The sequence below is a fragment of the Mycobacterium sp. genome, from assembly GCF_040509115.1.
In the GTDB taxonomy this organism is placed as follows: Bacteria; Actinomycetota; Actinomycetes; order Mycobacteriales; family Mycobacteriaceae; genus Mycobacterium.
In genome coordinates this window covers 20,294-33,147 of sequence record NZ_JBEVLO010000239.1, presented here as the reverse complement: position 1 = coordinate 33,147, position 12,854 = coordinate 20,294, and the positions used below count along the sequence as shown (strand labels likewise).

18 protein-coding genes are annotated in these 12,854 nt (G+C 66.7%); 8 read left to right on the top strand and 10 right to left on the bottom strand.

Features of this window, described 5'->3' with window-relative positions:
- Positions 1 to 53: 53 nt before the first annotated feature.
- Positions 54 to 347, bottom strand: coding sequence for an ArsR/SmtB family transcription factor (locus tag ABW137_RS16500; RefSeq protein ID WP_526401826.1), 294 nt, complete (start codon positions 345 to 347; stop codon positions 54 to 56).
- A gap of 122 nt (positions 348 to 469) precedes the next feature.
- Between ABW137_RS16500 and ABW137_RS16495 the strand changes: the two genes are divergently transcribed.
- Positions 470 to 1,351 (top strand): NmrA family NAD(P)-binding protein, encoded by an 882-nt coding sequence (locus ABW137_RS16495; protein ID WP_526401824.1) that lies wholly within the window; start codon positions 470 to 472, stop codon positions 1,349 to 1,351.
- A gap of 147 nt (positions 1,352 to 1,498) precedes the next feature.
- Positions 1,499 to 1,684, top strand: coding sequence for a hypothetical protein (locus ABW137_RS16490; RefSeq protein WP_526401822.1), 186 nt, complete (start codon positions 1,499 to 1,501; stop codon positions 1,682 to 1,684).
- A gap of 3 nt (positions 1,685 to 1,687) precedes the next feature.
- On the opposite strand, the gene ABW137_RS16485 is transcribed toward ABW137_RS16490, so the two are convergent.
- The 3 genes from ABW137_RS16485 to ABW137_RS16475 form a co-directional block, all read right to left on the bottom strand.
- Positions 1,688 to 2,332: a TetR/AcrR family transcriptional regulator gene (locus ABW137_RS16485; RefSeq protein ID WP_526401820.1), complete on the bottom strand. Its 645-nt coding sequence runs from the start codon at positions 2,330 to 2,332 to the stop codon at positions 1,688 to 1,690.
- Between the two features lie 81 nt (positions 2,333 to 2,413).
- A complete protein-coding gene (locus ABW137_RS16480) occupies positions 2,414 to 3,025 on the bottom strand; it encodes an NlpC/P60 family protein (RefSeq protein ID WP_526401818.1) in 612 nt (203 codons plus the stop codon).
- Between the two features lie 514 nt (positions 3,026 to 3,539).
- A complete protein-coding gene (locus ABW137_RS16475) occupies positions 3,540 to 4,316 on the bottom strand; it encodes an SDR family NAD(P)-dependent oxidoreductase (RefSeq protein WP_526401816.1) in 777 nt (258 codons plus the stop codon).
- 81 nt (positions 4,317 to 4,397) lie between these two features.
- Here ABW137_RS16475 and ABW137_RS16470 point away from each other — a divergent pair, with 81 nt between their 5' ends.
- Positions 4,398 to 4,625, top strand: coding sequence for a hypothetical protein (locus ABW137_RS16470; RefSeq protein ID WP_526401814.1), 228 nt, complete (start codon positions 4,398 to 4,400; stop codon positions 4,623 to 4,625).
- A gap of 233 nt (positions 4,626 to 4,858) precedes the next feature.
- Positions 4,859 to 5,737: a cyclopropane mycolic acid synthase family methyltransferase gene (locus ABW137_RS16465; protein WP_526401812.1), complete on the top strand. Its 879-nt coding sequence runs from the start codon at positions 4,859 to 4,861 to the stop codon at positions 5,735 to 5,737.
- A gap of 1 nt (position 5,738) precedes the next feature.
- Here ABW137_RS16465 and ABW137_RS16460 read toward each other — a convergent pair whose 3' ends face one another.
- Complete coding sequence (locus ABW137_RS16460; protein WP_526401810.1) at positions 5,739 to 5,870, bottom strand: hypothetical protein; 132 nt, start codon at positions 5,868 to 5,870, stop codon at positions 5,739 to 5,741.
- A 24-nt stretch (positions 5,871 to 5,894) separates the two neighbouring features.
- Positions 5,895 to 6,515, bottom strand: a complete 621-nt coding sequence (locus ABW137_RS16455; RefSeq protein ID WP_526401808.1) for a TetR/AcrR family transcriptional regulator — start codon at positions 6,513 to 6,515, stop codon at positions 5,895 to 5,897.
- A gap of 248 nt (positions 6,516 to 6,763) precedes the next feature.
- Here ABW137_RS16455 and ABW137_RS16450 point away from each other — a divergent pair, with 248 nt between their 5' ends.
- Positions 6,764 to 7,447, top strand: a complete 684-nt coding sequence (locus tag ABW137_RS16450; RefSeq protein ID WP_526401807.1) for an O-methyltransferase — start codon at positions 6,764 to 6,766, stop codon at positions 7,445 to 7,447.
- Here the strand turns inward: ABW137_RS16450 and ABW137_RS16445 are convergent.
- The 3 genes from ABW137_RS16445 to ABW137_RS16435 form a co-directional block, all read right to left on the bottom strand.
- On the bottom strand, positions 7,437 to 9,092 hold the full coding sequence (locus tag ABW137_RS16445) for an acyl-CoA synthetase (RefSeq protein ID WP_526401805.1): 1,656 nt from the start codon (positions 9,090 to 9,092) through the stop codon (positions 7,437 to 7,439). The genes ABW137_RS16450 and ABW137_RS16445 overlap by 11 nt on opposite strands.
- A gap of 48 nt (positions 9,093 to 9,140) precedes the next feature.
- Complete coding sequence (locus ABW137_RS16440) at positions 9,141 to 9,572, bottom strand: hypothetical protein (protein WP_526401803.1); 432 nt, start codon at positions 9,570 to 9,572, stop codon at positions 9,141 to 9,143.
- 89 nt (positions 9,573 to 9,661) lie between these two features.
- Positions 9,662 to 10,024, bottom strand: a complete 363-nt coding sequence (locus ABW137_RS16435; protein ID WP_526401801.1) for an Rv0313 family protein — start codon at positions 10,022 to 10,024, stop codon at positions 9,662 to 9,664.
- 196 nt (positions 10,025 to 10,220) lie between these two features.
- Between ABW137_RS16435 and ABW137_RS16430 the strand changes: the two genes are divergently transcribed.
- The 3 genes from ABW137_RS16430 (at position 10,221) to ABW137_RS16420 (ending at position 12,067) form a co-directional block, all read left to right on the top strand.
- Positions 10,221 to 11,060 carry a ketosteroid isomerase family protein gene (locus ABW137_RS16430; RefSeq protein ID WP_526401799.1) on the top strand — a complete coding sequence of 280 codons (840 nt, stop codon included), beginning with the start codon at positions 10,221 to 10,223 and terminating at the stop codon, positions 11,058 to 11,060.
- Positions 11,061 to 11,075: 15 nt separating this feature from the next.
- Positions 11,076 to 11,648, top strand: coding sequence for a hypothetical protein (locus ABW137_RS16425; protein ID WP_526401797.1), 573 nt, complete (start codon positions 11,076 to 11,078; stop codon positions 11,646 to 11,648).
- 62 nt (positions 11,649 to 11,710) lie between these two features.
- Positions 11,711 to 12,067, top strand: coding sequence for a DUF732 domain-containing protein (locus ABW137_RS16420; protein ID WP_526401795.1), 357 nt, complete (start codon positions 11,711 to 11,713; stop codon positions 12,065 to 12,067).
- Here ABW137_RS16420 and ABW137_RS16415 read toward each other — a convergent pair.
- Positions 12,053 to 12,847, bottom strand: a complete 795-nt coding sequence (locus tag ABW137_RS16415; protein ID WP_526401793.1) for an SGNH/GDSL hydrolase family protein — start codon at positions 12,845 to 12,847, stop codon at positions 12,053 to 12,055. The genes ABW137_RS16420 and ABW137_RS16415 overlap by 15 nt on opposite strands.
- Between the last annotated feature and the right edge of the window lie 7 nt (positions 12,848 to 12,854).

Below are 12,854 nucleotides of genomic sequence, written 5' to 3'. Positions count from 1 at the left end.
GGCCCGCGGATGGTCCGGCGACCTAGCCCTCACTTAGACGAGCCCGGCTGAGGCTATCGGCTGGTCTCAGCAACTACCAGGGACAGCAGCCCCGGAAACTGCCGGTCGATGTCCGCCCGCCGCAGGAGTACTCCTTTACGGTTGCCGTAATCGGTCAGCTGGATCAGGCCAGAGTCGTGTAGTACTCGAAAGTGATGGGTGGCGGTCGATTTGGTCACCGCGAGTCCGAACGACGAGCACGTACGTTCAGCATCGACAGATGCCGCTGCCAGTTCGGCGACTACCCCTCTGCGGTGCGGGTCGGTCAGCGCAGCGAGTACACCCTGCAACGTCATCTTCGGCTTCACTGCGGCGCTACCTCAACTCAGGTACGACTTGCATCGTACCTATCTCGTGGCTAACCTCATGTACGAAGGTCATCGTACTAGCTGGCGGTGGGACATTCAGGATCAACGATCGAGGAGAGCCCGTGAACCAACACCGCGGTGAAACCGGAGCCATCGCCGTGACCGGCGCTACTGGCGCACTGGGCAGCCGAATCGCGGTCGAGATCGCCAAACGCGACGCTCCGCAACTACTCGTGTCACGCAACCCGGCGAATCTGGCGCAACTCGCAAACGCCCAACGTCGTGGCCCTGCCGTGTACTCCGATTCCGAAGCGATGCGTCGAGCTCTGCAAGGTGCAACCACCCTGGTGCTGATCTCGGGGCACCCAACGGGCAGGCGCTTGGAAGAGCATGCGAGCGTGGTCGAGGCAGCAATCGCCGTCGGTGTCCAACGAGTCCTCTATGTCTCGCTGCTCGGCGCGGGCCCCGTCGCGACCTACCGCAATGCCCGCGACCACTGGCTCACCGAGCAGTTCATCGCCGGAACCGGTGTGCGGCACACCGTCTTTCGGGCGGGGTTCTACGCAACGACGCCAGCCGCGCTGGCCGACGAGAATCTCCAGATCAGTGGACCGGGCGGAACGGGGCAAGCGGCATTCGTCACGCACGGCGACATCGCAGCAGTTGTGGCCGCCGTAGCACTCGACTCCACCACCGAACACGACGGCGCCATCCTTGAAGTCACCGGGCCCGAGTTGCTCACCCTCGAGCAGGCGGTCGGACGGATCTCGACCGCAACTGGGCGGCCGTACCGCTACCACGGCGAGACGCTCGAAGAGGCGTTCAGTCGTCGCTGGAAGCAAGGCATCGACGGCAACCAGATCGAGGCATGGATATCGTGGTATCAGGCCATCGCGCGCGGGGAGGTCTCGGCACTCACCGACGTCGTCGAGCGGTTCACGGGTACTGCAGCCACACCGATCGAGCGTTCCGACTGGTGGCCAGAACCCAAGACGGCTTACTGACCGGCGGGCTCCGGCAAGAGCTCGCTGATCGACGGTTCCGTGGCGAAACTCGAAGGCGTGGTGTCGGTGGACCAGGCTCCGATCCCGGCAGCCACCGTCACCGGTACTAGTGCGACACCTCGACGAGACCGGACTAGCCTCGAGGCCATGCGGATCGTCTTGCTTGGCATCGGGATCGTCGTCGCCTGCTTTGGCGTGCTGTGGGCTCTGCAGGGCTTCGGCGTCGTCGGTGGCAGCCCCATGAGCAACACCGTCACGTGGTCCATCATCGGGCCGATCGTCGCCCTCGTCGGGATTGGCATCGCTGGCTTCGGCGCGCGAATGAAACGGTAGGGCTCAGGACAGCTTGAGGTCGGCGGTCAACTCGGCAACCTGACCGAGCGTCCGCTCCAAGCGCTCGAGCACCGCCTCGGGCCCCAACGTCACGTCCGGGGTGCCCACCACCAGATCACTGCACGCAGCGACGATCGTCGTCGTGAACAAGGACACGGCCAACTCCATGCGCTTGTCACCCACCTCGACACCCATCTTTTCGGCCAACGCCTCCATGGCGGGACCGCCGCGGTAGTCGATTGCGGCTTGCCGCAACGCGTCCGACGAGTACACGATCTTCAGCATCAGCACGATGCGGTCAGCCGTCAGCGTGGGAGTCAACCCCTTCGCCACCCGGGTGAGCACCGCGGCGTGGGCTGCCCGCAGCGACTCCATGGGTCCGACCGCCGGCGGTTGCGCACGCAGCTCGGCGGCTATCTCGACGGCAAAGTCATCGATTACCGCGATGAACACCGCGTCCTTCGTCGCGAAGTAACGGTTGAACGTCCGCGTGGAGATCTCTGCGACTTCACAGATCTGGTCGACGGTGGTTTCGTGGTATCCCTGCTTGAGACACAGGTCCACTGCCGCGTCGACCAAGATTCGTCGGGTGCGGGCCTTCTTGCGTTCCCTCAAGTTCGACACACGGCTAATGGACGATTCGACCACGGCGTGATCGTACCTGGAGGTTCAGCAAAGTCCGTGAAGAAATTTGGAGCCGCCACCCTGGTCGATGTCGACGGCCTTTCGTCAGATCGGCGGCGGCTGAACCGGTACCGGGGGAACATCCGGCGCAGGCGGCTCGGGTGCCGGGGCCGCGTCGGGCGGCGGCGCCGCGAAGTCCGCCATCTGGACGGCAGGAAGGTCGGCAGGCCCCGGCGGCGCTGGAGGAGGCGGAGCCATCGGATCTGCGGGCAGGGGAGCCGCAGACGGGTCCGCCGGAGGAGGGGGAGCCATTGGATCGGCGGCTTGCGGGTTCTCGGGCGCCACCGGCAGGTACATGTGATTGGTGAACTGCGACTGGAACGCGCCGCCGCCGCCGATCTTCACGCCGCCACCCTCACCCGCCGAAACGGGGGTGCCGTCGGGGAGCGTCACTGCCGTGTGGCCGGAGTTCCACCCGATGACCAGAGCCCCGGGTGCGGTGCCCGGCTGGAAGCCGCGCGCCAGCAGGGCCTGGCGCTCGTTGCCAGTGTGGAAGCGGTCGCCATAGATCGGGCGGCCGGTAGCCGCGTTGGCCACCCAGGACGCCAGGCCGGAGCAGTCCGTACCGGAAGGCGAATCGCCGCCCGTCCGATACGGCGTACCCGACACCTGGTTGACCAGAGTCAACAGCGCAGTTGTCGCAATAGCATCGATCATGACGTCGGACGCTACCGACGACATTTGCTCGATGCCAAAATCTGTGGCAGCCATCACTTTTCAAGATCGTGCCGCGAGCGTCGCCAAGGATCGCTTGCCGGAGATCCATTTTCGAGTGAACGCACTTGGCTGGGAGTCGTGCTCACCTGCCCCAGTGCCGATTTCGCAACGGGGTGCATCGTCACGAGGAAACACCACGTCAAGCCGCAGAACAACCGCGCAGTCCACCGTCCGGAACACCGGGCTGCGGCCCGCGGATGACCGAGGCGAATGTCGTTGCCGGAGAGCCTGTATGGACTTCGGCGGGGATCGCCTCTGAATCGGTCAAGTATCGGGATCGATGACACGACTTGAGCGCATCGTCATCAAGTGGATTTGCTGAAAGTGCTCTGCCCGTTGAGTTCGGGATGCGGATCCACACCGCTGACGCGAACGTAGAAGCGGTGTCGCGACGCGTGCCGTCCAACGGCTCCGGAGCCCTGTAAATCCCTGCTCGAGAGCACCTTTCGCCAGGTCAGCGGAACACGCCCATTCCGCCGTCCACCATGATGGTCTGACCAGTCAAATACGTGCCGTCCTCGCCGATCAGAAACGCCACGACGGCCCCAATGTCCTCGCGCATGCGGCCCACCCGCCGCAACGGGACGCCCCGCACCGCGCGGTCGTAATCCTTTGGCGCCATCTCCTGCCACGACAGCACGCCGGGGGAGTCCGCGAACGGACACACGACGTTGACCCGCACGTTGTCGCGTCCCCACTCGATCGCCGCCGCCTTCGACATGCCCCGGATCGCCTCCTTGGCGCCTGCATATGCGCTGAACATCGCCTGGCCGCCCGTCCCCGAACCCGACCCCAGATTGACGATTGCCCCGCCCCCCGCCGCAGCCATCGTCGGATGGACCGCCTGCATCAAGAAGAACGTCGCCTTCGGCCCGACGTCGAATACCAGGTTGTAGTCCTCTTCAGTGATGTCCGCCAACGGTTTTGGTTCATTCGTTGCGATCGCGTTGTTGACCAAGGCATCGATCTTCCCGAGCCTGGTCAACGCGACGTCCAGGATTTCACCCGAGCTGAGCGGATCCCGCAGATCGGCCACCAGGTACTCCGAAGGCAAACTCGCCCTGGCGAATTCGCTTGCCGTCTCGGCCAGCACATCGGGCTGACGGTCCACCAGCAGCACCGACGCGCCCCGCTCCAACAACGCACCTGCGATGCCCTTGCCGACGCCCTGCGCGGCGCCCGTTACGATGACCGCCCGACCAGCCAACGACTGCGGATGTGCGTAGCTCACGAACCCACCCCTCGATGCATCTCCGCCTCCATGCCGAGACCGTCTCCGCCATGGCGTCAACCTACCGGGACCCCCGGCCTGATGGCCTCGGTCCGGTCGATCGCCTGCACGTCGGCCGCCGACGGTCACGCGCAAATCTTTCGAGTTCGTGACCGCGTCCATCTCGGCTGGCTCGCGCGGCCCACCACCTACGCCGAACGATGCGACGTGCCCCGCCACGCCGACGTTTCCCCCGATGCCCAGCGGCTCACGCGCGCCCGGCTGCGCATCGGAGAGGCGTTCCAGCAGGCAGACGGGATACGGGGGTGACCACTGGGTTGCCGATTCCAGAGTCTCGCCGCTCGCCCTCGTCGCCGCTCGGGAGGCGGTCCTGGCCCGCCCCGGACTGCTCGCAGCCGTTCGTCGTAGGGTCTGAGGACATCCGCCGCATTCGACGCCATCACAGCTTCCTGGCAACTTCGTCCCGTAGGGTAGCAAACGGTCCCCGGCGCGAAGGCCGACGCCGACGTAGCGCAGATAGTGCAGATAGTGAGGAGGCGCCCATGCGTGCCAGGCACCGAGGTCAAACTCTGAAACCGCACTTCGACGACATCCAGGCCCATTACGACCTGTCCGACGAGTTCTTCCGGCTGTTCCTCGACGAGACCCAGACCTACAGCTGCGCCTACTTCGAGCGGGAGGACATGTCGCTGCACGAGGCGCAGCTTGCGAAGATCGACCTTTCGCTGGGCAAACTCAACCTCGAGCCAGGGATGACGCTGCTGGACATCGGCTGCGGCTGGGGCGCCACCATGAAGCGCGCCATCGAAGAGTACGACGTCAACGTCATCGGACTCACCCTCAGCCGCAACCAGGCCGCCCACGTCGGCCGGCTGCTCAAGGACATTCCCGGTGACCGAGACCGGCGCGTCGAACTGATGGGATGGGAGCAGTTCGACGGCAAGGTCGACCGCATCGTGTCGATCGGCGCCTTCGAGCACTTCGGCTACGACCGCTACGGCCGGTTCTTCGACATGGCCCACAACGCCCTGCCGGATGACGGAATCATGCTGCTGCACACCATCACCCGCGCGGGTCCCGAGGAGCGCGAGGAACTCAATCTCCCGATCACGATGACACTGCTGCGGTTCACCAAGTTCATCGGCGACGAGATCTTCCCCGGCGGCCAGATCCCCGTCATCGACGAGATCGTCAACTTCTCCACCGCCTCGGGCTTCACCATCGAACGCATCCACAAACTGCGCGAGCACTACGCCAAGACCCTCGACATCTGGGCAGCGACTCTGGAGGCCAAGCGCGACGAGGCCATCGCGCTGCAGTCCGAGGAGATGTACGAGCGGTACATGAAGTACCTGACCGGCTGCTCGAACTTCTTCCACAAGGGCTACACGAACCTCTGCCAGTTCACCTTGACCAAGTAGGTCAAACCCCGAGCCGCGCCGACCCCCGGTCGGCGCTTGAGGTCAGCACCTCGTTGCGCGGCCCCGCCAGCTTCGCCCGTGGGGGGATGGTCAAACGTCCGTCGACGGTGTGGGCCGTCGGCGGGCGAGCCATGGCGTACTTTCCTACCCGCTTGAGCTAGCCACCCGCGAGGTAGCGCGTCAGCATCGCCACCACCTCGTCCTCGACGACCGACGCGGCGAGCGGGTCGGGGGCGGCCAGAAGCTGGTGAACCACCACGTCGACCGTCGCGACGACCAGCCGTGCCGAGGCGTCCTCGTCCGCGACGACGACGTCCGGTTGGGCCTGCAGGATCTCGCGCATGTCGCCGATCGCCCGATGCTGAAGCTCAGCCACCCTGGTCATGAGCTCGTGCGAGCGGGGCGCCTGCTCCATCAGGATCCGCAGGAACCCGGGATCGTGAGCATGGTTGGCGACGGCAGTCCCGACGATCGCCCGCATGACGCCGCCGATCGACTCCGGCATCCCGGTCCGCCGGCGCTCCGTCGCCGCCGCGATCCCCGCATCGAGGTGACGCGCCACCAGCTCCGCCACGATGGCGTCCTTGTTCGGGTAGTACTGATACAGCGAGCCGACGGAGACCTCGGCCCACTCCGCGATGCGGTTGGTGGTTCCGCGTGCGTAGCCGAACTCCGTGAACACCTCGACGGCGGCATCGAGGATGCGGTCGCGGGTCTCCTCGGACCGGCGCTGACGGGGACGTCTGCGCGGCCCAAGCTCGTTCGGTTTGGCGGTCATCGCCCCTTCAGCGTAGATCCGACTGGACCGGTTCTCGGGTGTTCCCTGGCGAGCCAAAGGCGAGCAACGAGGAACGGCAACGCCATCGAGCAGGGGCTTCGGGGGAGCCCAAAGGCGAGTAGTCAACCGCACCGCAGCGAGCCGACAATAGTGCTCGACGACAGTGCTCGACGAAAGTGCTGAACGCCAGTGCTCGACGCCAGCGCTCGACGACCAAGCGCTCGGCACCGAAAACGGAGGACTACCAGATGAATTCACTCACCAGCCGCCGGGTCGGCGACGTTCTCGACCAGCTGTTCCGGCAAGCCGAGGTCACCGATGCCCCCTACGTCGCCGAGTTTCTCGACGGTATCGGCGCAGGAGCCGATCCGCTGGCCGAGCTCCTCGACGCCGAGAGTCGCGACTACAAGGCCGTGTACCACCGGGTGGCCGACCACTTCCTCAGCGTGTCACCGGAATTCGGTCGACTGCTCTACATGTGTGGCCGAGCCGCTTCGGCCACCCGCATCGTCGAGTTCGGCACGTCGTTCGGCATCTCGACCATCCATCTCGCCTGCGCCGTCCGCGACAACGGCGGCGGCACCGTGATCGGCACCGAACTCGAACCCACCAAGGCGGCGCGGGCCCGCGAACACCTTGCCGCGGCAGGGCTGGCCGACTTCGTCGACATCCGCGTCGGCGATGCCCTGGACACGCTCCGCGATGGCGTGGGCGGCCCGATCGACGTGATTCACCTCGACGGTGCGTTCAGTCTCTACCGTGCCGTGCTCGAACTCCTGGAGCCGCACCTGCGGACGGGCACGCTGGTACTCGCGGAGAACGCCACGCCCGGCTATCTCGACCACGTTCGCGACCCGGCGAACGGCTATCTGTCCCTGGCACTGCCCTTCGAGCCGGGACGGGGCAACGAGATGTCGATCTTCACGGGCTGACGCCTTGCATCGCAACCTCTTTCGCCCAACGGTAGTCCGCCTTGCCCGCGGGGGAGCGCACGATCTTCGGCGTCCTGATGAACGCCTTCGGCACCTTGTACCGAGCTATCGACGTTCGGCACACCTCGACGAGCTCCTCATCGGTCGCCTCGGCGCCCTCGGCGAATTGGACCACGGCCACCACCTCGCTGCCCCAGCGCTCCGACGGACGGCCCACCACCACCACGTCGTACACGCTCGGGTGCGCGGCAATCGCGCGCTCGACTTCCTCGACGAAGATCTTCTCCCCGCCGGAGTTGATGGTCACCGAATCGCGGCCCAATAGCTGAATCCGCCCGTCCGGCAACACGTCTGCGCGATCACCTGGCACCGACCAACGCACCCCGTCGATCGTCGGGAACGTGCGGGCCGTCTTGGCCTCGTCACCCAGATACCCGAGCGGGATCAAGTCCCGTCGCGCCAGCCAGCCCTGGCCCTCACCGGGCTGCAGCACCCGGTCCAGCTCGGCGGACACCACCGCGGTGTCGAACTGCGGCGTGAACGTCGCAGGCGTCGCCTCGGCACCCGCCGTCGTCATCGTGCTCATCTGAGCGCCCGACTCCGACGCGCCCACCGCGTCGAGCAGCATCAGGTGCGGCACCGCGGCGAGAATGCGCATCCGCACGGTCGGCGACAACGGCGCACCGCCATTGGTGATGGTGAACAGGTTCGACAGGTCGTAGTCGCCCGCCTCGATCTCGTCGAGCAGCGGGCGCGCGATCGCGTCGCCCACCACCGGCATGCTCAACACCTTCTCGCTCACGACCAGCCGCAGCACCTCGGCGGGCCGCATCCGTTCGACGTCGTCGGGGATCACGATGCGGCCGCCCATCGTCACCGCGTTGAACGCCGCCCATTGCGCGGCGCCGTGCATGAACGGCGGAATCATCATCATCGACACCGCACCTGCCGACGCCCGCGCCTTCTCGGCCAGCTCGTCGTGCGAGGCCAGGGGAGTGTCACTGCCCCAAGGTCTTCCGCCCATCGACGACAGGAAGATGTCGTGCTGACGCCACAGCACGCCCTTCGGCATGCCCGTCGTGCCACCCGTGTAGAGGATGTACAGATCGTCGCCCGACGGCGTCGGCGGATTCGACGGCGCAGGAGTGTCCAGGATCGATTCGTAGTCGACGGCGCCGGGCAGCAAGGCATTGCCGGAGTGATCGGCCACCTGGATGAGCACCCGCAGCTCGGGCAGACGGTCGCGGATCGCGGCCACCCGGGGCGCGAACTCGGAAGGATAGACCAGCGCCGTCGCCTTCGAGTCGGTCAGCAGGTACACCAGCTCGTCCTCGACGTAGCGATAGCTGACGTTGAACGGCGCTACTCGCGCCCGATACGCGCCGATCATCGCCTCGAGGTACTCGTTGCCGTTGCGCAGGTAGATGCCGAGGTGGTTCTGCCCGGACTCGTGACCCGCCAGCGTGTCGCGCTCGGCGTGACAGCCCAGCCCGACCGAGGTCAGGTAGTTGGCGATGCCGGACACCCGGCGGTCCACGTCGGCGTAGGACAGCCGACGGTCGCGCCACACCAGGAATGGCTGATCGGGGATCGCCGCGGCCACCGTGCCGAAGACGTCGGACAAGTTGAAGCTGATGTCACCCATGATCAACGAACATACAACGGAGGGCTGAGTGTATGGTCTGACGGTTGATCAGCCGGGGAAGAAGCCAGCGCCGGTCAACGTGCCCGGCTGCCAGCCCTGCGCACCCAGGCACACCATCGGCCTGCCGTCGGGAGCCTGCGCGGCGAACTTCGGACCCGGGCACGGCGAGCCGATCTCCTTCTCGCCCTGCAGCGGGTAGGACGACACCCAGAAGCCCCAGTACACCGGCGGCCACTGATTGGGGATGTAGTGGCACACCAGCGTCGAACCGCCGACGCTGCGGCCGAAGGTGAACAGCTGATAGTTGTCGCACGGTCCGTTGAGCACGGCGTCGTACCTGATGCCCGGCACGTCGGTGGCCGAGGTGTCGTAGTGGCTGGGATCGTCCGGATACATCGGACCGGGGTCGGCGACGGCCGACGGCGCCAGTGCGATGGCGGCTCCGGCGATCGCCGCAGCGATCGTCAGTTCGCGAAACATGGATTGAGCCTCCTGGATCCGACGTTCGGCAAAGCCTAACGGCTAACCCCAAGGAGACGAGTCGTTTCGAGCGGGTGCTGGTGAGGGTGCTAGTCGCCGTCGAGGGCATCGAGCACGCTGACGGCGATCCCATACGGCAGGAACCTCACCTTGCGGCCGGGATCGGTGTTGTTCTTGTTGGCGCGCAACGCGTCCAACTCGGTCGGGTACACCTCTTCGATGTGCGCGCCGCCCGCCTCGTCGACCGTATAGATGGCCCACACACCGTCGCCGGTGTCACCCGTGGTCTCCGGCTCGGTCTTGGGACGGGTGCCCTTGGTGAACTCGCCGAGCAGAGTCGACCACCCCGCCTGACCGCCGATGCGACCCAGCGCATCACGCAGACCGTCGCTGGCCTCCCGCATGACGCGGTCGAAGTCCTCGGGGTCGATCCCGAACGGGTTCTGACTCATGACGGTGCTCCCAGATCGCTGTCCGCGCTGACGGCGCGCTCTTGTCCAGTGTGCAGCTCATCCGGCGAGTTCGCCACGACCTCACCCGTCAGCGAACGTCAGTGGTAGACGATTGGTGGTAGAGGACGGTGTGGGGGGCGGTGGTGGAGGGCGGTGGTGGAGGGCGGTGGTACAGGGCGGGGGTAGAGGATGGGGTATGCCAACGCGTGAACCTGGGGCCCGACCCCACGGCTCCGATCCCGCGCGCACGTCCGCGGCGTTGATCGCCGCCGCCGACCGCTCCGCGCAGGGCGTTGCCGCCCACGACCGAGATGGCTGGGTCGGGCTCTTCACCGTCGACGGCGCCGTGGAGGACCCCGTCGGCTCCCGGCCACATCGGTACCGCGCCCAGATCGAACGGTTCTACGACACCTTCATCGGGCCGCGCGACATCATCTTCCACCGCCACCTCGACGTCGTCGCAGGCTCCAGCGTGCTGCGCGACGTGACCCTCGAGGTGCACATGGGCCCGTCGGTGACCATGATGATCCCCGCCTACCTGCGCTACGACCTCGACGACCGCTTGAACATCGCCCGGCTACAGGCGTTCTGGGAACTGCCCGCCATGGTGTGGCGGTTCGCCCGCAATGGCCCCGGTGCCGTCCCCGTCGGCCTGGCGCTGGTCCGCGCGGTGCTGCGCAACCAGGGCCTGCTTGGCGCCGTGGGCTTCCTGGCCGGCTTCCGTGGCGTCGGCCGACGCGGGAAACGCCACCTCACCGGGCTGCTCGCCGACGCCAGCGCAGGCGACGAGCTGGCCGTCAAGCGGCGCATCGGCGACACAGGCCACCTCACCAGCGGGGACACCGAACGGCTCGCCACGTCGGAATTCGTCGCGCTGCTGGCCGGCGCCCGCTGGGACGGCATGATCGCCGCTGGCTCGTTCGTCGTGACCAGGGTGACCACGACGGACCGCCGGTTCCTGCTGGTGGGGGAGTTCGATGCGCATCCGATGCGCATCCGCACCGTACGCGTGTTCGCCGACGACGCGGCGGCGTGAGACCGTAGCAGGACCATGCCTGACACGTCTGTCCCCGACACCATGACCTACGAGGAGTTCGGTCGGCGCTTCTTCGAGATCGCCGTCACCGAAGAACGCGTCGGCTCCGCCATCGCCGACATCGCAGGCGCCGAGTTCTCCATGGGCCCCATGGCCCAGGGGCCGGGCAAGATCGCCAAGGTCACCGCCAAGGTCAAGGTGCAGAACCCGTCGGTCACCAGGGCGCTCGGCGACCGGATCACCTTCGACATCCGCATCCCGCTGGAGATCGACATGGTCATCGACCTGCGCATCGACAAGCCGAAGTTCATCGTCTTCGGCGAGATCGCCCTTCGAGCTACCGCCATCGCCGCGCACCCGCTGTTGCTGATCCTCGACGTCGAGAAACCGAGGCCCACCGACATCGCCATCCACGTCACATCCAAGACGCTGCGCGCCGAACTCGTCCGCATCGTCGGCGGAGTCGACGCCGAAATCAAGCGCTTCATTGCTCAACACGTTGCCGGGGAGATCGACAGCCCCGAGTCGGCAAAGGCAAAGATCATCGACGTCGGCAGCCAGATCGCCGAGGTGTGGACCGGCGTCTGATTGCGCACATCGCCGCCCAGCACCGTATTCTGACCCGCGTGGACCGCACGAAGAATGCTCGCATGACCGCCCGAACCGTCCTGCTGACCGCCGGTGTCCTCGCCGGCGCCCTACTCGCTGCCGCCCCGGCCTCCGCCGACCCCGCCGACGACCTGTTCCTCACCGCCGTCGACAACGCGGGCGTGGCCGTCAGCAACCCCAGCGATGCCGTCGCACTCGGCCAGTCCGTGTGCCCCATGCTGGCGCAGCCCGGCCAGACCATGGCCGACGCGGCCTCCCAGGTGGCCAACGCCGCGGGCATGCCGCTCGGACCCGCCACCATGTTCACCGGCCTCGCGATCACCGCCTTCTGCCCCGGCGCTGTCAGCGCGCTTGGCAACGGCGAGTCCCCGATCCCGCTGAACCTACTCGGAATCTGAGCCTGCCAACACCGGCTCCAACCAGGGGCGCTTCGGATCGCGCCCATTGCCGCTGGACAGCCCGCGCAGGTGCCGCCAAATCCACGGCATCAACAGATTCTGCGTCCACAACGCCTGCGAATACATCCGCGACCCAAGACTCGGCCTGACCACCTCGACCGTGGACGATGCCCAATCATGGTTGCTGCCAGGAAGATTCAGTGCCTCGGCGGCGGCGGCGGCGAAGACGGCATGGCCCCGCGGGGACCCGTGCACTCGGTCCGGGCTCCAGATCTCCGGAGCGGCCAACGACGGCGCGTCATACAGGTCGACCAGCCGAAAGCCGTGGCGCTGGGCGGCCGCACGAATCACCTCGTTGATCCGTAGCACCCGGCCCTCGAGGAACCGCCCCACCGGAAGGATCGTCGCCAAGTCGGGGAACGTCGTCGTCACCACCGTGGCCCCGGTCTCGGCCAACCGGTCGTGCAGCAGGTCGATGTCCTCGACGGCTCGCTCGAACGCGGGACGCCCCGGCCTCGTCACGTCGTTCATGCCGATGCAGCTGGTGATCAGATCCGGCTGCATCGCGACGGCCCTGGGCAGCTGATTGTCCAGCACGTCGCGGATCCGCCGGCCCCGCACCGCCAGGTTGGCATACAGCACACCGGGATTCAGCTCCTCGAGGTGCGCCGCCAACCGGTCCGCGAAACCCGCCACGCCGGTGTCGTCGTCACCGTCCCAGAGGCCCTCGGTCTGACTGTCGCCAACGGCGACGTATCGGGAGTAGTACTCAACCGCCACGGAAGGC